Genomic DNA, 19,764 nt, shown 5'->3' on the forward strand with positions numbered 1-19,764 from the left:
CTGTCAACGCCTTCTATGGAGTTGGGCGCGATACAAATAGGCGCTTTTATTCTAGCGCGCACCCTCCACTTCACATATTGAGTGGCAGCCCAAAAAAACTCAAATGAAAGAGTCAACACAACAACCAACAACACATAAAGCACCTAAGTGAGCAAAGCATATACCTTCTTACACCTTTAAAACAACTTCATCAATGAAATTCAGTAGCCCGACAGGAAAATCTTCCTGCGACATTTTATTAAAATCCGAACAACCCAATTCAATCGTGAACAATGTAGGCGTTACATTCTTAGGCAGTCCAAATTTTAAAATTACATCATCCACACACTTTCTAGCGTCCTTAACTTCAGCCTCAAACACTTCGTGCGCAGAAACAAATATTTCCCGCAAACAAGAATAATACCCGCCCAACAGTTCAGACAAACAAATATTCTCTGGCTGTGACCTCAAGGCCACCGCAGCTCCATTCTTACCCCAGTCATACCCGCAATTTAATATCTCATCTCTGTTTATAAAGGGTGCGAAACCCTCGACTGCACGGCCTTTGAAATTTAAGTTTACTCCGGAAAATGGGATCATATAGTGCTGAGAAAAATTTCTTAACCCATAGCAAATCTGATAAGCCACAGACTGGCTATATAGTGTCTTCCTGAGTTCATCCCACTTTAAATATGCACCCTTATTACTTGATGAAAAAACTTTTACAAGCCGCTGACTAATAACTAGAAACGCCGAAGCAGAGGCTAGTAAATTAATCGTTACTCGGGCCGTCTCCGAAACACTAGAATAAGCAGCCGACCTCGTCACATACACTCGAGGATGAACCTTCAACTCCTCTTCAGTCTTACCCAACCCAATATACTCTTGGTAATTATTAAAAACTGTAAGCCATGAACTATAAAGGGAATGTACATTCCATATAATCGCGGTTTTCCCTCTGAACTTTTCATATTCAGCACCAGGAAATTCTCGGATAACGACCTCTGGCGCTGTGAGTGCCCCATCTAAGTTTTCGTAGAATCCTATCTTATACACCTTGCTTACCTCGCCCGTAGATCACATCAGTAGAATCTCAACGCTACTGGTTGACCTCAAAGCTGTCTAGTGTCCAGCACGGCTAATTCGCTTATCTACTTAAATGGTTCACCCAATGATTACGGGGCTTTGAATCAATGAACTACCCGACCTGGACACTAGGAGTAGAGCATCAGTGGCCCTCATGGGCTATTCAACATTCCTTCTCACCAACAATTCTCCTACCACACATTGCCCTTGCGGGCGTTCACTCTCTGGTACTTGTCTGTCACAGGTCGGCACACTCCGTATTGTACGTTCCCTTCGGGCTTAGCCTCAGCGTTCATTTCCAGAGCATCCGCCGCTGAGATACCATCGAGATACACCTGTTCAGCCAGGCTCTAGGGAGGACATGGATGCCGAACGTTTGGTCGAAGATGCCAGAAATCATTGACGCCTGGATTTACCTGGTTATCGGACTGCTCCTGATGCCGCTCATCCTGCTGCCCGCTTTTCTGTTCGGCTGGATCATGCGGGACTGGGCTTCGCCGACAGCGATCTACTCGTTCACCTACGACAAGACCTTCATGACCGCCGCTGGGGTAGCCCTGCTGCTGCTCCTGATCTGGACGGAGGGGTTCAAGGCATCGCTGGATGAGGCACCTGCTCTGGCCAAATTCCAGTACGAGACGCCGAACCCTGGTTGGCTATGGCGCTACTACCTTCGCCGGAACAAGGATCTCATCGAGGCCTACTGGCGCGTCTACAACTTCGAGGTGAAGGAAGACTCGCTTGCGGTGTGCCTACAGCAGTACATGCCCGAGGTTTATCGGCGGCACACCCAGGCGATTTCGTTCTTCCCTGAGTGGTTAACGCTTCAGCATGTCAGCGGCCATTACCGGAGCGGTCACGTTCGATACACGCGTAACGGGCCGGTGAATGTGAGGTCGCACTATGTGAGCGACCATTCGAGATCAAGACGTCGCTGACGGGCGCATGAACAGGAAGAGGTCGAGATGCAGGTAATCAGTGCAACCCAGGCAAGGCGGCGTTTCCGGAGGATCATGAAGCTCCTGCAGGAGGGTCACTCGTTTGTGATCACCAAGAATGGTAAGCCGGCCTGCAAGCTTGTGCCGCCTGAGGCGCCGTGACATGCGCACGATGTGCGGAAAAATCCGCAAAGAAATCCGAAAAAACTAGGAGACTTCCTCGGAGTAAGCCAGGCGTGGCGAGGGCTCAAGGCATTGCTTGAATCCGCAAACTTGCTGGCTCGCCCCTCCTGGGACAGCTGTCGTGCACCAAGCCCTGGCTGCGCCCGGTTTTGGCCCTGCGGGCTTCCATCTTCTCGCCTCTAGCCCTCCGGGCCGGCGCACTCCGCTTGCGCTTCTGACCCCAAACGGATGGTGGCCTTTGTTCAGGCGTTTCCGTTCTGAATATAGCGGTTCTGCCCGTTGGATGAGGCCACGCCATCTAGGCGTTTTACTCGGGGTGTGCGATAAACCCGGCCTGGCGCCTGACCGCTTCTGTTCGATCTGTTCACATTGATCTGAGAAAGCCCTCACAGGTTCAGGCCAATCATCTCTGCAAGCTGAGTACACCGGTTTACATGACAACAACAATGGATGACCAAATCACAACGTTGCAAGAGCTAAGAATTCTGCTCTGCCTTATCCGCCATGCGGACGAAAAAGGGGACGTTGACTTCAACAATCCCGACGTCACGGCTGATCTGGGTAGCCTTGTAGGTAACTGGAATGCACTGGAATATCTGCTTTACAAGCTCGATCAGGCTGGAGTGGTCGACTACTCGGAAATTGGTGAGGATGGCTTCAAGCCAATCATCATCTGCGTCGTCGACGACGGCACTCACCGCTACGTCGCAGCGTTGGCTGAGAAGATTGAAACGGAATACGTCGCCCTGGATCAGCGCATCACCGACATCCTGACTTTCAATCCCAGCGCCCTGACCAATCGAATCAGCGACACGAAGCGTCAGATAGATGAGGTCAACAAACACGTAGCATCAAACGAACTCCTCAAGCCGTTGTCCGGCCCACTGCGCGAGATTCAGAGCCATTTCGATAGCATCCGCGTGGTGTCAGAGGGTTATGAGCACATCTATAAAAATATTATTCGACCTGTCCAAGAGGAGGGTAAGTCAGGGGTTAAGGCTACGGTGAAGTGGGCCATCCTCAGCATCCTGATTTCCACAGGTATTTCGCTGGTTATCAGTAACTGGTCATTTCTGAAAGATGGAGTAATGACGTTGTTGGCTGCCTGATTGCCCCCGGGCCGTCAGGACTACGTGATCATGCGGTCACATGGATCAGCAAGCTTCAACCACTTAGGTGGACGATCAGTGGACTGACTGCCCAAGCGTGCCGGCCTTGTGCAACTGGTAGTCGATGACGGTTTGATACAGGTGATCAGCCTCAAGACAGAGCCTTGCGATCTCCTCGGCTGGTCGCCCTTCATCCACAGCCTTTTGATGGGCACGGACGGCTTGCAGAGCCTGCTGCAAGAGCGGCTCGCCGGCCTCTGCCATGCCCAGAATCGTTCTCTTCATCGCGACCTCCTACTGCGATGGGCGCTCAGGTGCTCAAGCTCCTGGTGCCACACGGCCACGAACTTCTCAAAGTCGCGCAGGTAGGGCCCCTCTGCCAGGCGGGTAGAGCCAACACTTGCCGCTTGGAAGCGCTGTAGCCATGGCTCGGGGATGCTGTCCTCGACGACCAGCTGAACGCCGTTGTGGAGCTTCGTATTGATGACATCGACGAGCTCCTGGGCGGAGAGCTGATCACCACTCACGATGTCCTGCAGGCCCTGATCAACCTCGTCGAGTTCATCCAGCACCTTTTCAGCACGTGCGTCTCCAGGCTGTAGGTCGGCAAGTGCCCACAGCGCTCTGCGCCTCGCGATCTCCAGGCCCAGCAGCCGATGATCAATCGTCACATCACTTCTCCCTGCCGCAGGTGGACGTCACAGGCCAAGCTCGACTTCTAACTGCGATCCCCGCAAGGTACGGGTGAGCTCGCCTCTTGGCAGTCTTGCCAGGATCCCATCGGCGAGGTCATTGGCGTGCCGGGCGTACAACGTGACAACACCTGTTACAGGCACGCGATCTGGAACGAGGGCCCCGACTCGCACCTGGGCAATTTTCAGTATATTCACGACATCTGCGGGTAGCGTGTCAGTCGATAGGTGCTCGACGGTCGGCCTTGTGGGAGGGCTCGCACCGCCCCACAGATCTACAATCGTTTCCAACAGCTTTTCGGGGCCGAAATACGCCAAGGCGATTTCCCACAGGCAGCCTTCCTGGGACAGTTTCAGGCGGGCCCTAGTCATTGCAGAGGTTCCAACAGATGAGGCTCTTTCTCGATTGTGAGTTCACTCAGCTCACCGCGCAGGCAAAGCTGATCTCCCTGGCGTTGGTCGCCGAGGATCGCCAGGAATTCTACGTGGAAGTGAGCGACGCGTGGCGAGAAGAAGACTGCAGTGATTTCGTGAAGGAGATCGTACTGCCGCAACTCTGGGGAGGTGAGTACGCCATGCCGATCCTCAAGGCAAGGTCGGCGCTCCTCCAGTTCTTGGCAACCTACGACGAAGAGCTCGATATTGCCACTGACGCACCTGCCTACGACTGGGAGCTGTTCTGCGAGCTCGCCTATGACGATGGGAAATGGCCCCAGAACGTCAGAAATTTCCCCACCGATGCCACGACCCTGACTGCGACGAACGATGGGGAGGAATTGCCTCACCACGCCCTGCTAGACGCTAGGATCATTGCAAGCATGTTCACGGCTAGAGCGTAACCATCTCACGCTCGATGGATGGCCTGAGGTGCTCAGGCATGTTGTTGTGGACGTGCAAGTCGACCGGCACACCCAACATGGCCTGGAGCTCATCCTCGAGCTCGGCGATGTCGAACAAGGAAATCTTGCCAGCCATTGCTGGAGGAATGGTGGCGAGCAGATCGAGGTCACTCCCTTCGTGGTCATCGCCTCGAGCGGCGGAGCCGAAGAGTTTGGGCTCAATGAAGCCATAGGCCTCGATTAGGCGCCGGATGCCCCCTTCCTCGCCTCGTATCGCGTCACTGGGCTTCATACCTTTCTCCTTGAAGCACGGCCTCGCTGGTTATGACCTTGGCAGGCGCTTGTCGATTATCGCTGCAGCTAGCACCTAAACGGCATCTACACTTGTTTTTCGAGCCAGCGACCGAGGTCAAAACGATGCCCACACTTCCTCCGACTGATGCCAGTGACGAAGAATGGCGCGCCTTTGCCGAAGAGCGCTGTGAGGAGCTGAAGCCTCATGTGGCAGAGTTCATCCTGGAAAGGTTCACTTACAAGCCCAGGTATGTCCAGCAGCGGGTGTGGCGAACCTTCGCGACCGTGTCGGCCCTGAGCCTGCAGTTCGAATCTACATCCGTATATTTGTGAAACTAAATAACTACTGGCCAAGGGAGTGCCTCGTCCTGGCTCGGATCGGCTTCACGAAGGAGCGTGTTGGGCATGGTCGAGCGCTGGTGCAGCGCCTGGTGGAGTTGGCTCCCCAATTCGGCTATCGGTACTTAGCCATCGAGTCTGCCAATGCCAACGCATCAGCGTTCGCCGAAAGGCTGGGATTCAGCCCACGGGACAATGGCCGTCACTGGATCGGTGCGGTCGACGATGTACAGAAAGCCTTGGATAGCTGATAGGCAGGACGTGGTCAGCCAGAGGCTCAATGGCCTTTCTCTGCCGGCCCGCCAAGGGCTCGAAGCTGATAATCAGTGACGGCTTGAAAACGATGCTCGGCCATCAACCGCAGACGCTCCAGCTCCATCCCCTCGACTCCATCAACCTCGGCCTGATGGTAGACCTTCAGCGCTTCCACAGCCTCGGTGTACAGGTGGTGGTCGGGCATGAGCACCTTGCTCAGATCTCTTTTCACGATCTTTCCCTTTCTCCATGGCTATCCCACACGCTGCCATGCCAGCATGGCGCAATCTAAGCAACATGACCCTGGGAAGGATAGTCCATGAAAAATTCAGGTTGATACGTCTGCTGGCGGATGGATGGCAAGTCAGAGATGAGACGGATGACTTGCATCTATGTTCACAAAGAGTTAACTAAAATGAAAGTTCCGCCCAAGTGTTTGAATTATTAATACCTTCGCCCCATCCTTGACCTGCGCATCAAGTTTGCGCCATCACTCCAAAAAATCAGCAGCCATATCAGCTTATCATGCTCTTATCACAATCAAGAACCTCAGGCTCCTTGAGCCCAATATCAGAGAAACGCTTTCTGTAAATAGCATCGGCTCTCCACTTCACATATGCCGGGCCAGCCTTCAATGGCTTTATATCCCATGCAGTTCCTATCAGCCTAATAGCACCAGCCAGAATAGCCACAACGAGGTAAACCCAAGAGAACTGGGACTCTTTATTGAAAACGGCGTATATGCCATATGCTGCAATCACAGCTTGGCTTAGCCAAGTTACAACCGAAAGCCACTTCGCTTCCTTTTCTGCTTGCGCATTAGACGTCCAGAAAATTCTCTTCCTCATATCCTCAATGCTTGTCTCGAGCCCATCAGCTCTCGAGTTAGCCTTCAGGAGCTCGCCTTCGATTTTCTCTTTTTCGTCATTCGCTTCTTTTAAAATATCATCGGATACTCGTTTCAAAGTTTTAGTAATCGACTCCTCCGTCAGAGCAGCTTCCTCGCCTAGAGTTAGCTTCATCAGCTCGGACTGCACGCTGTAGCTGCTACGCAGTAATTGATGATCTCTAGCGCTTAGATTGCCGCTTTTTTCCAACCGGTCGGCCTCATTTAAAACCTGATCCCAAAAATTCTTTGTGGGACGAGCAGCTGCATATGCATATGCTAACATTTCCTTTTTAGGAAGTGCAGGAGCGCCTTGCGGCGCCTTAAGCCATGCGATGTTAGCGAGACTAAAGTCCGTAATGACAGTTGAAACTTCGCGCGACATCTCGAAAGTTTTGCCGTACTCGTAAGCGGCCTTTGAAAAAGATGAGTTACTTGTAACCAATACTGCCTTTGCTTTTTCAATCGAACGGGGAGACGCCCCTTTCCTCAGAACATAAATGCTTCTCACCGAGCGAATATCGTAGTCTTTGGCGCGCGGGTTATGATAGTCAATTTCATCGCTAAGCACTGCCGAAAATGCTTCCTCTGAAATTTCAAACTTATGATTTTCTTTAGTATATGATGGAGTTGCAACAGGCGTAACACCATACTCCTCAAGAATTTCGCTTGCTCTTCCACCGATAAGGATCAGGTCTGATTTGGTTTTACCTGACTTCCTGGCCTCAGCAACTATTGTGCCTCTACCACGAGGGGAATCGACAAAGTCAGCCGAGGATGAAATTGAAGTTGTTAGTTCGTCTAGGGTATGAGTAAAGTAGCATACCTTCCCCTTCAACCTTCTTACTAAATCAACAACTTCTTTTATTGCTTGCCTTTCTTGCTCCCCTTCAAGACCCAGCAGCTGGATCAAAAGAGGCGTATCAAAGTAAAATATAACCTCGCTATAGGAGTCCGAAACCGAGCTTAGATCCGGGCAGAGTAAAGCATTGGCCAACATATGCCCTTGCATTAGCATCACAAACGCATCAAATATGGCTGGTTGATTCTGTATCTCACCAACAAACTGAGCCACGAGAGCAACTTGCCAGTTCTCATCCCTCTCGAGAGCCGGCAAGGTGGTGCCACGCAGGTATGACCTTAAGCAAGGAATGGAGAACTGCGAAAGAAATACTACCAAGCACTCAGTTGCGACATCGTCAGTAATTTTTCTACCGCTGCTGTGCGCGGCATAGGCAACCAGTTCAGAAACAATGAATGCTATATGTCTAGATGCGTTGGCTCGCTCTGCAGAAAGGTCACTACTAACTGGCTTCTTGCCAAGCACAAACTTTCCATTTTCTTTGATTAAAAACTGCTCTTTAGCGAGGCGCTGCAAGATAATTTGAATAGTTCGATGAGGTATCTCCAACCCACAAGAGTCTCGAAGCTTATTCGATATGGATGCGTCTGACACTACTTCCGGGCAATCATTAGCTAAAATCTCGGTTACGTAAGGCTTAAGATATTCAAGGTAATCACCACCCGAGTCGATGTTCACCTTAAGCATTGCTAAGCTACATAATGTATCCGAGCTGCTCAATGTGACTTCCTTATTTGTGAGTTTTACGGCGCCGGGTACTTTTAAGATTGTCATAACTACCTTGTACTTATTATATTTCCACGACTGTGTAAGCTGAACACACATTTCGATCTATTGAGATTGCATAGTGCAGCCTAAAGGCTAGCAACGGGCCACCATAACGTCCAATATTTTTGTTACTCCACCAGATTTAGGCGAGGTTGAGGCAGGTCTACCGATGCAGTGGTGGTTTGGCCACAAACCTGTGTGGTTCGCGCTGTGTGACTTTCAGTATGTATTTCAAGGCCTTAAAGCGTTACTGACAAGGTAAAGTGGCCGCTGTGAGGTAAGCTTAGGCGTTCTAACGCCGTGGATCTCTGCTCTTGCTACGGAACCTTGCGGTTCACGAACCTCTGTCACGTACAGTAGACCGTCCATAGCTCGTCCATCCGGGTCGTAAAGCTTTGGCTCATCATCTCCCTGCGCATGCCCCACGATGGGTCGACCGGTACGCTCGCCAGGCGCATGGTGCCGCGTCCCCACCGGGCATTCACCGTGTCCAGGACACTCATTAGTTTTTCACTCGCCACCGGCTGTGAGGCCGCGAACAGATCGCCCGTGATCTCCCCTCGCTGGCTTAGGTCGAGGAGCAACACCTCCGCTTTGCTATATCGGAAACCCTCACGGTAAACACGCTCCACAGCCTCCTGCGCGGCCTTGGTTAGCAGGCGAGTGTCATCGGTGGGGTAGGCATTACGTCGAAGCCTGGCCATCGTGCGGACTTTATGACCTCCAGTGCCTCGATTCCAGCCCATTCCTTACGTTTATAAATCATCGAGCTTTGAGTAGGCTTGCGGCAGTTCAGCAGCATATCTCGTATCTGTTTTGAGCTCAGGCATTCCAAAATGCACGACCGCAGCCTTCCAAACGGTTCCCTCATCAGGAATCGTCAAGCGACTTTGATGCCCAGTCAAAGGCTTAGCCTTTTCAGTTAGGTGCGCTAGATATGCAACAGGCTCTCACGGTACTCTAAGGTCTTTCACATCAAAGCTACAGGATGTTTTCAATGGCAGATCAATCAATTTTTAGCAAAGGTTTCTTCGGGGAAGGTTTTATCTCCCCAGACATCAATGAAACAATCGCAATTATAACCTCAGAAAATGAAGAGTGGTTTACTTTATTGAGGGATATAAATAGGCTTTTGCAAGCCATTGTAGTATCTGGCTTTCAAAAGCATCACGGCAGAACCATGGACTTAGAAGTTTTAGCCATGCTTACAGCTATGCGATCTTTAAGCAATTTTCAATCGGCCTTCATAAATCTCGAGCGCGGTATGATTGTTGAAGCCAGGATTTTGATACGATGCCTTTTTGAAAATGCGTTTTGCATGGGTGCATTAGCAGAAACCCCTGAGAAGTTTATTCCCTTGCTCTATAAAGACAACGTTGCCGCCAAGCGCGGCCAAGCCAAAGCCTTGAAGCAGGGTAGCTATTCTCTAGATCAAGATGTTGCTACAGCCATGGACGAGATCTTGGCTGGCGACAAAGGCCGCCACTTGAACTGGCAAGAAGTTTCAGAGATGTCTTCGCTTAGGAATCAATACTTGTTTCACAAGCATCTTTCTGACGATGCGATGCATTATTCAGCTTCATCGCTCAAGCGCTACATTATTTCAAATAAGGAAACTAATAGCTGGAGCGGCTACAAATTTGGGCCAGGCAAGAAAGCGGAAGTCGCTCTGGCTGCTAACCTATCTGCTTCAGCAGCTTTGGGTATCCTTATTGGATTTCCTCAGGCTACCAAAGACTCTTCCCACGACAAAGAGGCGAATGAGCTTCTGGATAGATTCGGATCACTCAGCTCCTTGAAGCCAGAGTGATCGAATTTCTATTTTTCTTGTTCGTAGGATGTTACGAATACCTTGACACCTGATTCATTCCTCAAGACGGTGCCTCCATCCTTAAAGATTAGGGCATCGTCAATTCTTTCCAGCAGTTCTTCCTGCTTGTTTTTATTTGACTTATAAATTGTCCGCACCGATTTTCGGTATACGCCATCATATATTTCGCACATCAATTCCAAGTGCTCGTGCAATGCGTCACTTAAATCAATCTCTGTATGCTCCAAAGTTGTGTTGTTATAGTAGTCACACCGCATTCCTGACAAAGTTATACGAACCGGAACGAAGCTTTCAGTTTGACCAGATTCTCTGTTTGAATAATCGACGCTATGGGCTCCAAGTTTGTTTCTAGCCTCCCGCACCTTCAAGGCTGCAACCCTTACTTCCAGATCTCTGATGTTAGGTACATTCGAGATTCTGTGGAGATTAAGCAATGCTTGCTGCTGTATGTATGTTGCATTCAATACACCATAAAGCCTAATGTATTTTTCGCCGAAATCGTCAAATTTCGTTGGCCCGTCAACGCCATACTTGCAGAAATGCTCAATGCCTAGCAGGCTGTCGTTTACTATATCCATGGATGAGCATATGAACCCCCAGTCTTCCGGTTTAGTAAGCTTTAGTGCTGTCTGAATGAAACTTACAAATTCACCACGATCTGGCGTATGCCGCATTGCCTTTTCATTGATTAGCTCGCGATACTCATCATTGTAGTGATGCAGGGCTTTAAAAAGCGGCTCAAGCATTTTTGTGCTCCATTTTATAAGAGGGTCAGACTACACTACGCTTTAAGGACGACCAATAGGATTATCAACCGCCGGAGAGTGCAATCGCTTGAACCGAAGCTCCAGGAGCTAATTGCTAAGGCTGTCGATGCCGTCGAGCAAGCCGGCTAACTCCTGAGGTGCCGATCAGTTGGTATGTGCCAGGGCCTTGACAATGGCAGTATGACAGCACGATACTTTTCCTGTGAAGCTTACAGGCAGATTTTTTGCCGCGTTTCGTCGGCATTTGAAACCATCGTGTCGGAGATTGCTTCGACGTGACTCACAACTGGGCGCTTCGGAATACCCTGCCGGGACGCATATGAGTGCCTGTAAGCTTCCGTTCTCAAACAAGGATGTTGCATGTCGGAACTGCATCAGCTTCAGAAAGCCGCTTCTCTTCATGACTTGGCAGCCATCCTTAATTACACTCCAAGCGCCTTATCGTACCTAGTGTACAAGAGGCCTGCGAAATACACTCAATTCACAATCCCTAAAAGTAATGGCGAACCACGCCAAATCTGCGCTCCTTGCGATGAGCTAAAAGCTCTTCAGAAACAAGTAAAAGTCCTCTTAGACAAATGCTTGGCCACCATTGAGGCTAAAAGTCAGGCACGGGGGGCGATTTCACATGGTTTTAAAGCAGGACATTCCATTATCACCAATGCAGAGCCCCATAAAAAAAGAAGGTACGTGTTCAACGTCGACCTTGAGGGCTTCTTCGACTCTATTCACATGGGTAGGATTCGTGGATTCTTAATCAGCAACAAGGATTTCAAGCTCAACCCTAAAGTGGCCACTGTCCTAGCCCAGATAATGTGTCATGATGACAAGCTGCCTCAGGGTAGCCCTACCTCACCGGTCGCTTCCAATCTGATCGGTCATTTGCTGGACTTAAGGCTTGTCCAGTTAGCAAAGAGAAATGGTTGTTCGTACTCACGGTACGCCGACGACTTAACTTTCTCAACCAACAAGAAAGATTTTCCTGAGGAAATCGCCTCTTCTGACGAAAGCGGAAACTCATGGTCGGCAGGCCCATCGCTAATTAAAATAATTCAAAAAAGCGGGTTCAAGCTTAATCATAATAAAACCCGCATGCAGTACCGAACCAATAGACAGTCCGTGACCGGCCTAGTCGTTAACCAAATAACTAATACCCCTGCGGAGGTTCGACGCACCGCTCGTGCCATGGCTTTCCACCTGTTCAACAACGGATACTATCTGATAAAGGACGAAGTGCCAGGAGCGGAGATAGAGAAGGCTCCCATGATCAGGGACTATACCCAACTGGAATCGCTTGACGGGTTGTTTAGCTTTATATACATGGTTGATCAGTTTAACCGCAAGAAAATCGCAGATAACAACAATGTAAAAATTGAGTCCTTCAAGAAAACAAGCCTTGAAAAAATTCATGCGGACTTTTTATTTTACAAGAACTTCTACGCCTCGCCGCTGCCTACAATTCTGTGCGAAGGCAAAACAGATAATGTTTACCTTACATGTGCCATGAAGTCTCTAATGGATAAGTTTCCACGACTTTGCAAGGCCAGCAAGGATGGAAAGCCAGCGCTAAGAGTCCGCTTCATCAACTATTCAGAACTGACGCATAGAGCACTAGATCTGAATGGAGGCTCAGCTGATCTCGCTGCATTCATACGCTCATATGCAAAAAATTGCGGAAAATATAAAGCACACCCGCCTTTAAGCCCAACCATTATAGTCGTTGATAACGACAGCGGCTCTGAGCCAATATTTAAAGCGATCAAAGAAGTCACCGGAAGTCGCTATGCCATTCCCAATGGAAAGGGAACCATCCTAGACAAATCTCAAACCACTTACTATATCACCCAAAACCTATCTGTAGTTTTGACCCCATTAAAAAAAGATGGTCAGCCGACCATGATGGAAGATTTTTTCACAGCCAAGGTGCGTCAGACCGTCTGGGAAAATAAAACCTTCGAAATCTTGAGCAAGTCTCCTTCCAAGAACACGTATAACAAAAACACGTTCGCACAGAAAATCGTGAAAGCCGACCGCGCAAATATTGATTTCAAAGGATTTTCGCCAATCCTAAAGTCGATAAGCCAGTTAATTAGAGGCCATCACTTAGACAAATCCCTGCTCAAGAAAAACTTACCCCCTAAACCAGCTAAACTTTAATCCTGCTGGGACACGAGCAGTGCTCATGCTGAGTCAAACACGCCCAGCTTCCTGAAAATTTGCTGCCGATACTGACGAATAGACCGTCTAACCGGCGTTCAGTCAGTCATTCGTAAATCAAATGATGATCCACAGATATATTCGCTTTTCCGCACAATTGTTTGCTTTCAGAATCCGTCGTAGGAATACAAAAACATCGACGGCTACGTCCAGCGCTGCAACTCAAACCCCTCAAGCATCGAAGGAAGGGCAAGGCACCACACTTGTCGTTCTCGCAGGCCTCATCTTGGGGACAATGGGAGTTTTTGTCGTGGAGGCCGGAACCCGATCACCACTACGGTATTCAGATGTGCGTTCGGCTGCTTGGCATTGCTCTGCTGGGGAACGATTTGTGGGCGCTTGGGCGAGCTTAAGCTTCCGCTAAAAGCCTGACTGGGCGCTGTCGTGACAGGCGGATTGGGCTCACGCAGGGAAGTTCTACCAGCCGATGCCCAATCCCACCCAGCGCTGATGTTGTGCGCGAATAATCCCGCCGATTACGCCAAGGACGGGACACACCGCTAACAAAAAAACCGCCAATCGGCGGTTTTTTCAATGGTGTAGCTCGGGGTCTCCGACTCTCCACGGTGGGGTTTCAAGATGCCGTTAAAGAGGTCTTTTCCTCAGAGAGGCTTTGGTGTCGGACACATACACGATTAGGCTACCTATCGTGTACTCATCCCGTCAAGGCGCGATACTTACTGGCGCCAGGACTCGACGGTTTCAGCGCCGTGCTCTGCTTTCCAGGCCTTCAGAACCGCATGATTTCCGCCCTTGGTCTGAACCACTTCGCCGTTGTGCGGGTTTTTATAGACCTTCACTTCGCGAGGCTTACGGCTGGTCTTTTCCTGGGCGGTTGGGGCCGGAGTACGTGCGGAGGCCTTTGGATCAAGGATGTTGATTACTTCGCGGAGGCTGTAGCCGTATTCACCGAGGAGAGCGCGCAGCTTCTCTTCAAACTCCATCTCAGCCTTGATGGCCGAGTCACCCTTCATGGCTTCGAGTTCTGCCAATTGCTGAGCGAGTTGCTGCTCTAGACGACGGAATTCAGCGAGGCGGGACATTGTTAGCTTCCTAATTTGTTGGACGTCAAAGAGTATATGCTGAGACCCGCGACCGCCACCCCAGGCTTGAAGATAACTCGGCCTAGAACAGGTCTGTCACCTCGACAAAGACCAGGCCAGTCTCAGCAGCAGCTCTAACTTTGCGGTCGATAACGTCAGCAAATGGGATCTGCTTATCGAGAGCGTCGCGGATATCCTTGCCGGAAATGCATACCAGGCTCTTCCCACGACCGAAGGCTTGCAACCCAACATCGGTGAAGCCGTAGTAGCTGATAAACACCCCTCGTGTCCAAGTTGCCTTTTCGCTGATCTTGCCCTGAAGGATATGAAGCTCACCAGCTCCAACTCGATTGGTTACCCACTTCGCCTCGACGAGGTAGATATCACCGCGACAGAGGAAGCTCCCGTCAATCTGCTCACCTGTATTCCGGAATGGTGCGCGAGGCTGCAAATTGGAGGCCTCAAACAGCTGCTGTAGGAATGTTTCGAATGCGTACCCACGCGCCTGGGGGGCAAGCTTATGGATACTCAGCAAGTCCTGTTTCAGCTTGGTCGCTTGATCGATGCTCACTTTGCGTACTGCGGCAAATGGATCCCCCGCAACGCCATTACCGGAGGTGCCTGACTCTAGGTCTTGGATGAGCGTCAAAAAACGCCCCTCGGCATTTGCTATGGGATCATCTCGACCTTCGTGCAACAGGAGAGCTTGTCGATGCGCCCACACCGCTTTCAATGCTCGAATACACGTCGGTGTATCTGCAAGCGCAAGGAAACTACGGAAACGCTTTGCCTTAGACGTGCCGTCCGCTGTGAAAAGTGGATCGTCTATATCGATCTCCAGCTCACCGAGGAAAAACCGGCTGAACGTAGCGTTCGAAAAATCCAAAACGTACCCCCCTTCCATTTCGAAGAGGAGATCCAGAAGCTTCATATCAAACGGTTTTATCTTCGGCATGCCCCGCGTCCTTGATCAAGCACAGCGAAACGAGCATACGACATCGCAGTGAAAGACCCAACGGCCCGACCGTATTGATGGCCAGGCTGGGCTTAAGAACGATAGCTACTCAGAAATGAGTGTGGCGATGCTGCTGTGTGCCGGGCAAAGCGTGCTGACCCACTTTGTGCCGACCTGTCTCCCAAGTGAGCCACAGTAGGAACAAGTCTTCAGCGATAGCTCAGTGGCCACATCCACTGCGCCTCGGCAGTATGCATCCCCGCCATCATAGAAGAAGTGCAGCTCGCCGAATTTGGATTTGATCTGTGCCACGGTGACGGGCGTCACCTCTGGATGGCGAGCGAGGTGATCCCGCAACGTGTCGCAGAGTACCAAGAGGATGTTCCTCCAGCCTGGGTCACAGTAAATCTCATCGACGCCAGGGTCAGAGAACAGCTGTGGGTATCGCTGACGGAACTCTGCGATATCGATCTTGGGTAGAGCATCAGGAGACGCGGTCATAGCGGGTCACGGTTCACCAGCAAAAGTAGAGAGGGCAAGGCCATGCGTTTGTAAGCAAAATGCAAGCGGAGCGCGCAGGCCACGGATGGCTGAAGGCGTGAGGATGGAAGCCCGCAGGGCCGTGACCGGCATGCCGGGCACGGTTTACGACAGCCGTCCGCGAATGCGGCACGTCCTGAAGTCAGCGGTGCAGCTTGCTGAAACGCTCTACTAACAGGGCGGGTGCAATCGAATTCCACGTATCGAGAACCGAGGTTTTGTGAAATAGGTAAATACCGCAACCCACAAAGAATCCCCCTGTCAGCAGTCCTATGACTGAGGCGCCCGAGTTGATAAAAGCCCATTGCAGCGACATCGAGCGGCTGCCCATCAAAAAATCCGCTCCGAAGACCAGGGCAATCCAACTCAAAACAAATGCCACAGCAGCCCAGATCGCAGCAATTACCCAAAAATGCAGCTGCACTTTATAGCGCATGCCCGGCACACGCAGGAGCCTTCCGCTCGCGGTCTTGGCTGCAAGGACAATTGCCGTGTTCTTCACTTTGTTTTTTGAATTCTGCACAAGAGCATAGAACTCAACATGAGAGCCTTGCTCTAATTCTTCATAAATCTGAATCGGAACTTTGATATTGGGGATTAACACCCCATCAATCTTCATGATGACTTGCACGAAACCCGAGAGATGCTCGAAAACTCGAATGTCCTCTAGGCAGCCAGCAAATTTCAGGTATTCAAACTTTATAAACACTTACAGCTCCTTGCTCGGGCCCAAATTTCAGGCAGGGGGAGGCCTTGGTCACACCTTGGCGTGCTCAGGCTCGATCTAAATCAGTGCAGTTGAGTACCGGGGAAGTGGTCACCCACCAGGCGGAAAAAGTCCCTCAAGCTCCGGCGTCCGCCATCGCGGCGAAAGGTAGCCACGACGTACTTGGAGTTCATGGTCGTGATCACCCAGAACTTACCTTCCTTCCTGACATTCACGATGTCGGATGTCTGGATCAGGTGCCCATCGGCAAAACGACCATGGGGCCCTTGCCGCACATGCCCGAAGACGACGCCAACAGCGCTCAGCCGATGAATGTGGACATTCACCAGAAACGCGGTGATCTCGTCTTCGTACTCTTGGCCTACAGCTCGAGCAATACGCAACAGGTCGAAGTCCGAATAGCGCTTCACGAGGTAGTCCAGCTTCATCGTGTTGTCCTTCGCCATGCCTACGCCCTCCTAGGCTGAGCCGCAGCACTGGCCTGAACCATGCCGCGTCGATATAGCTCTTTGACACCGGTCAGGGAGTCGGCACCGAGCCCAGGCTCATGCGTATCGACGTACACAGCACCACCCTCTACTTCCAGAACACAGACGGCCACACCAGCTTGGTTGTGTCCAATGGACAGTGAAGTAAGCTTCTCCATCTTCCAACTGCCATCCTTGTTCATCCAGCTCGGGGTAACGGCCTGGACTTCCTGCACAACTAGGCTCTCGTCCTGCGCTACCAGCAACTCGACGAGACGCATCTCATCATTGAGCATCTCCTCGTAGGCAACGAACCGATCCTCGTGTCGGCGCTTGAGGCTGACGTGATACCAGTGAGTGGCCAAAGATCGGGTGACTGCATGGAAATGAGCCAGACCGTCTCCAAACATGCCTACCGGGCCAGCTTGGTCTTGCGTGCTAATGCGGAACATCGTGAATCTCATCAGGGCAAGCCCGCCAGGCGGAACCTGCGGGTCAACATAAGCCGAAAATTGTCTTCAGCGAGGCGGTCTGCTCACGACCAGGGCCAACCAGGACGTACACGGTGTTGCGCGTTTCAAACATGCACACGCTGTCGTAGGTCTTGCACAGCGTCGAGCGCACCCAACCCCCTGGTGGGAATCGGCCCTCGCTGTCGTAGTTGACGCAATGGGAGTACAGGAACATCGGCTGCAGGCCTAGAGACCTGACTCTGTTCAGCGACTCCTGAGGCTCGTCAACGTGGAAGATGAGCCAGTCCTCAACCAAGCAATACGGCCTGCGAGGAAAGCGTTCGGCAAGCAGAGCCTCAATTTCGGGTTGGGACAGCGACGTCCCAGCGGAAGAGACGTGCCCTTCCTGGAGCAGCTCGTGCTCTACGGAGCTATCAGTCACCAATTACCTCGGTATTCAAAACGACGAGGTGATGTGCGAACGGGAACGTAGCGGCAGATCGCCGTTCGACTCACTCAAACCAATATATCTGTTTGAGCGAGTCTAGGCAAACGAGGCATACCGTCTCCTTTTGCGGAGGCAGAAATGCCGCTACGCCACTCTCTCGCCGCCGTGCTCCAGTCGCTCCGAACGCAGCAAGGCCTGTCTCAGCAGGAGATCTCTGGCCTTCTTCGTCAACAAACGATCAGCGAACTGGAAGCGGCTAGCTTCACGGCCACCATCGATACCGTGAGGGATCTGGCCATTTCGCTGGGCATCAGCCCAGCTACCCTGTTCGCCATGGTCATTGCAGCGGAAAACCAACAGACGACTCACCAGGTGCTGATCGATGCAATCGTGGAAGCAGAGGCCTTGGGGAGAGCCAACGAGATTATGGAACGGCAGCCTCGCGAGATTGAGCATCCGCGAGTAACTGCTGCTAGAGAGAAGTGGAAGGCAGTGCAGGCGCTGAAAAAAGACGGCCTCACCCAGGCTGAGGTGGCCCGTGCTCTGGGGTATTCGAAGGGCACTGTTTGGCGGCTCTGGGAGCGGGAGCCTGGTAGTTAACCCTCACCCCTCTTCAACACAGCCCGTGCACTGACGCACTTCGGCGTCGACTGCATAGGCCTAGGATTTGCGGACAAAATGCTTCAACCTCTCCCGCGCCTCCAACACCTGCTCACGTATCTCTTCAGGGTCGATGGACATGCGGCCTCCCGGCGTCACCCTGAGCGTCTTGAGGCTGTTCACGGCCTCGATAAACTCGCGCTCACGCTGCTTTTCCCAATCTGGGCGGCGGTCAGGGCTGATGGTGCTCCTGATACGCGACAGAAGCCTTAAAATCATTCTAATGCTTACCGTTGCCAGTTTTGGCCGGATCATACGTCACCTGAAGAGCGATTATCACGCGTGCTTCGACCCAGCCATCCCACCCCAAGCGCGTGTGAGCTTATACCGATGATGATGGCAAAATGGTATGTTTCGCCCCAAAGGTGAAGCTAAGGCACAGGGAATGTCGAATTTTGAACAGGTAGATTGGGTAAGCGCCCAGTCGCTCTCACAACGCTCAAGCATGGCAGCGCAGCCATCCCTCCCACTGATGTCCCAACTATCTTGGGACTGGCATTCGCTGTCGCTCCAGCGAGACTGCTCGACCTCTTGTGCCATTTACTTAACAATTAGTCCCGGTAGGCAGCAATCGTCTGCACCTGGTGCGAAGATAATCTAGGTTTGAAGGCTAAACATGGCAAACGACCGGGTAAAGTATAGCTCAGAAGAGCATAGTATATTGTACGGAGAGACGCGAGGAGCCTGTCCTCTTTGTACTCAAGCAATTCTTTTCAAGAAGGTCGGATCCAGGACTTCGAAAGGATATGAACTTGCCCATATCTACCCTCTCAACCCAACAGCAGCTCAAGCGCTGGCTTTAACTGGATTTTCCATCCCTGCAGACATCAACGGCTTGGACAATCTCATATGCCTTTGCCCTACCTGTCATACAAAATTCGATAAAGACTTCAAAATCGAAGAATACAACCACATCCGAGCTATCAAGGATGGTTTCATTCGAGACGCAGCTGCAAGAAAAGCAATTTCCGAGCACACATTAAAAGAAGAAGTAAAAGAGATACTTGAAGTCATCACCAGCTTACAACCTGACGATATTGATACGTCAGGTCTGGAGCTTGAGTTTGACGCCAAGAAATTGAGCGACAAACTAAAAACAGGCGCCAGTATTTTCCTTAAGCGTAATATCCGCAACGACGTGGTTGACTATTTTGTATCCATTCGGGAGGAAATGCGAATTTTGGAAATGCGAGACCAAGCCACCGTAAAGATCTTACAAAACCAGGTAAACAGCTACTATTGGGAAATGCACAGATTAAACCCAGAGAACAAAGACCTAGTTTTTAAATACATTTCCGAATGGATTAGCACTAGGACTGGAAAGTCAATCGATGCCTCAAGAGTTTTGACGTCATTCTTCGTGCAAAATTGTGAGGTTTTCGATGTTAGTGCCTAGTAAATTCACAAAGCTGGAAGAATCTACAATT

Annotated in this window: 24 protein-coding genes; 9 read left to right on the forward strand and 15 right to left on the reverse strand. The window is 51.0% G+C overall.

Annotated features, from left to right (window positions below; genetic code table 11):
• Positions 1–168: 168 nt before the first annotated feature.
• Positions 169–1,035 carry a hypothetical protein gene (locus tag IM733_RS13665; protein WP_248917166.1) on the reverse strand — a complete coding sequence of 289 codons (867 nt, stop codon included), beginning with the start codon at positions 1,033–1,035 and terminating at the stop codon, positions 169–171.
• 395 nt (positions 1,036–1,430) lie between these two features.
• On the opposite strand from IM733_RS13665, the gene IM733_RS13670 reads away from it, so the two are divergent.
• The 3 genes from IM733_RS13670 to IM733_RS13680 all read left to right on the forward strand — a co-directional run bounded on the left by IM733_RS13670 (position 1,431) and on the right by IM733_RS13680 (position 3,295).
• On the forward strand, positions 1,431–2,003 hold the full coding sequence (locus IM733_RS13670; RefSeq protein WP_248917167.1) for a hypothetical protein: 573 nt from the start codon (positions 1,431–1,433) through the stop codon (positions 2,001–2,003).
• Between the two features lie 27 nt (positions 2,004–2,030).
• Positions 2,031–2,165 carry a type II toxin-antitoxin system Phd/YefM family antitoxin gene (locus tag IM733_RS25565; protein ID WP_196127243.1) on the forward strand — a complete coding sequence of 45 codons (135 nt, stop codon included), beginning with the start codon at positions 2,031–2,033 and terminating at the stop codon, positions 2,163–2,165.
• Between the two features lie 467 nt (positions 2,166–2,632).
• Positions 2,633–3,295 carry a hypothetical protein gene (locus IM733_RS13680; protein ID WP_196127245.1) on the forward strand — a complete coding sequence of 221 codons (663 nt, stop codon included), beginning with the start codon at positions 2,633–2,635 and terminating at the stop codon, positions 3,293–3,295.
• A gap of 75 nt (positions 3,296–3,370) precedes the next feature.
• On the opposite strand, the gene IM733_RS13685 is transcribed toward IM733_RS13680, so the two are convergent.
• Positions 3,371–3,580, reverse strand: coding sequence for a hypothetical protein (locus tag IM733_RS13685; RefSeq protein ID WP_248917168.1), 210 nt, complete (start codon positions 3,578–3,580; stop codon positions 3,371–3,373).
• Complete coding sequence (locus IM733_RS13690) at positions 3,577–3,966, reverse strand: hypothetical protein (RefSeq protein ID WP_248917169.1); 390 nt, start codon at positions 3,964–3,966, stop codon at positions 3,577–3,579. Before IM733_RS13690 ends, IM733_RS13685 begins: the two co-directional genes overlap by 4 nt.
• A gap of 410 nt (positions 3,967–4,376) precedes the next feature.
• Here IM733_RS13690 and IM733_RS13695 point away from each other — a divergent pair, with 410 nt between their 5' ends.
• Entirely contained in the window at positions 4,377–4,826 is a 450-nt protein-coding gene (locus IM733_RS13695) for a 3'-5' exoribonuclease (protein ID WP_248917170.1), read from the forward strand.
• Here IM733_RS13695 and IM733_RS13700 read toward each other — a convergent pair.
• A complete protein-coding gene (locus tag IM733_RS13700; protein ID WP_111533177.1) occupies positions 4,816–5,118 on the reverse strand; it encodes a nucleotidyltransferase family protein in 303 nt (100 codons plus the stop codon). The genes IM733_RS13695 and IM733_RS13700 overlap by 11 nt on opposite strands.
• Positions 5,119–5,449: 331 nt before the next feature.
• Here IM733_RS13700 and IM733_RS25740 point away from each other — a divergent pair, with 331 nt between their 5' ends.
• Positions 5,450–5,710 carry a GNAT family N-acetyltransferase gene (locus tag IM733_RS25740; RefSeq protein WP_432760426.1) on the forward strand — a complete coding sequence of 87 codons (261 nt, stop codon included), beginning with the start codon at positions 5,450–5,452 and terminating at the stop codon, positions 5,708–5,710.
• A 26-nt stretch (positions 5,711–5,736) separates the two neighbouring features.
• Here IM733_RS25740 and IM733_RS13705 read toward each other — a convergent pair whose 3' ends face one another.
• The 3 genes from IM733_RS13705 to IM733_RS13715 all read right to left on the reverse strand — a co-directional run bounded on the left by IM733_RS13705 (position 5,737) and on the right by IM733_RS13715 (position 8,976).
• Entirely contained in the window at positions 5,737–5,946 is a 210-nt protein-coding gene (locus tag IM733_RS13705) for a hypothetical protein (RefSeq protein ID WP_248917171.1), read from the reverse strand.
• Positions 5,947–6,229: 283 nt separating this feature from the next.
• Positions 6,230–8,149 (reverse strand): hypothetical protein, encoded by a 1,920-nt coding sequence (locus IM733_RS13710; protein ID WP_248917172.1) that lies wholly within the window; start codon positions 8,147–8,149, stop codon positions 6,230–6,232.
• 428 nt (positions 8,150–8,577) lie between these two features.
• Positions 8,578–8,976 (reverse strand): DUF4113 domain-containing protein, encoded by a 399-nt coding sequence (locus IM733_RS13715; protein ID WP_349292542.1) that lies wholly within the window; start codon positions 8,974–8,976, stop codon positions 8,578–8,580.
• Between the two features lie 251 nt (positions 8,977–9,227).
• Between IM733_RS13715 and IM733_RS13720 the strand changes: the two genes are divergently transcribed.
• The gene (locus IM733_RS13720) at positions 9,228–10,040 is read left to right on the forward strand and encodes a DUF5677 domain-containing protein (RefSeq protein WP_248917173.1); all 813 of its coding nucleotides are present in this window, start codon (positions 9,228–9,230) and stop codon (positions 10,038–10,040) included.
• A gap of 8 nt (positions 10,041–10,048) precedes the next feature.
• On the opposite strand, the gene IM733_RS13725 is transcribed toward IM733_RS13720, so the two are convergent.
• Positions 10,049–10,807, reverse strand: coding sequence for a hypothetical protein (locus tag IM733_RS13725; protein WP_248917174.1), 759 nt, complete (start codon positions 10,805–10,807; stop codon positions 10,049–10,051).
• 381 nt (positions 10,808–11,188) lie between these two features.
• On the opposite strand from IM733_RS13725, the gene IM733_RS13730 reads away from it, so the two are divergent.
• Positions 11,189–12,985 (forward strand): retron Ec67 family RNA-directed DNA polymerase/endonuclease, encoded by a 1,797-nt coding sequence (locus IM733_RS13730; protein WP_248917175.1) that lies wholly within the window; start codon positions 11,189–11,191, stop codon positions 12,983–12,985.
• A 737-nt stretch (positions 12,986–13,722) separates the two neighbouring features.
• Here IM733_RS13730 and IM733_RS13735 read toward each other — a convergent pair.
• The 6 genes from IM733_RS13735 to IM733_RS13760 all read right to left on the reverse strand — a co-directional run bounded on the left by IM733_RS13735 (position 13,723) and on the right by IM733_RS13760 (position 17,671).
• Positions 13,723–14,088 (reverse strand): histone-like nucleoid-structuring protein, MvaT/MvaU family, encoded by a 366-nt coding sequence (locus IM733_RS13735; protein WP_025755021.1) that lies wholly within the window; start codon positions 14,086–14,088, stop codon positions 13,723–13,725.
• Positions 14,089–14,170: 82 nt separating this feature from the next.
• Positions 14,171–15,043, reverse strand: a complete 873-nt coding sequence (locus IM733_RS13740; protein WP_248917176.1) for a restriction endonuclease — start codon at positions 15,041–15,043, stop codon at positions 14,171–14,173.
• A 682-nt stretch (positions 15,044–15,725) separates the two neighbouring features.
• Complete coding sequence (locus IM733_RS13745; protein ID WP_248917177.1) at positions 15,726–16,292, reverse strand: hypothetical protein; 567 nt, start codon at positions 16,290–16,292, stop codon at positions 15,726–15,728.
• 80 nt (positions 16,293–16,372) lie between these two features.
• Entirely contained in the window at positions 16,373–16,756 is a 384-nt protein-coding gene (locus IM733_RS13750; RefSeq protein ID WP_248917178.1) for a hypothetical protein, read from the reverse strand.
• Positions 16,757–16,758: 2 nt separating this feature from the next.
• A complete protein-coding gene (locus IM733_RS13755) occupies positions 16,759–17,229 on the reverse strand; it encodes a hypothetical protein (RefSeq protein WP_248917179.1) in 471 nt (156 codons plus the stop codon).
• A 43-nt stretch (positions 17,230–17,272) separates the two neighbouring features.
• Complete coding sequence (locus IM733_RS13760; RefSeq protein ID WP_248917180.1) at positions 17,273–17,671, reverse strand: DUF6957 family protein; 399 nt, start codon at positions 17,669–17,671, stop codon at positions 17,273–17,275.
• A 144-nt stretch (positions 17,672–17,815) separates the two neighbouring features.
• Here IM733_RS13760 and IM733_RS13765 point away from each other — a divergent pair, with 144 nt between their 5' ends.
• Positions 17,816–18,277, forward strand: a complete 462-nt coding sequence (locus IM733_RS13765) for a helix-turn-helix domain-containing protein (protein ID WP_023089457.1) — start codon at positions 17,816–17,818, stop codon at positions 18,275–18,277.
• A gap of 60 nt (positions 18,278–18,337) precedes the next feature.
• Here IM733_RS13765 and IM733_RS13770 read toward each other — a convergent pair whose 3' ends face one another.
• Complete coding sequence (locus IM733_RS13770; RefSeq protein WP_248917181.1) at positions 18,338–18,592, reverse strand: hypothetical protein; 255 nt, start codon at positions 18,590–18,592, stop codon at positions 18,338–18,340.
• A gap of 361 nt (positions 18,593–18,953) precedes the next feature.
• Here IM733_RS13770 and IM733_RS13775 point away from each other — a divergent pair, with 361 nt between their 5' ends.
• The gene (locus IM733_RS13775) at positions 18,954–19,733 is read left to right on the forward strand and encodes an ABC-three component system protein (protein WP_248917182.1); all 780 of its coding nucleotides are present in this window, start codon (positions 18,954–18,956) and stop codon (positions 19,731–19,733) included.
• Positions 19,734–19,764 lie beyond the last annotated feature (31 nt).

The sequence above is a fragment of the Pseudomonas entomophila genome, from assembly GCF_023277925.1.
In the GTDB taxonomy this organism is placed as follows: Bacteria; Pseudomonadota; Gammaproteobacteria; order Pseudomonadales; family Pseudomonadaceae; genus Aquipseudomonas; species Aquipseudomonas entomophila_D.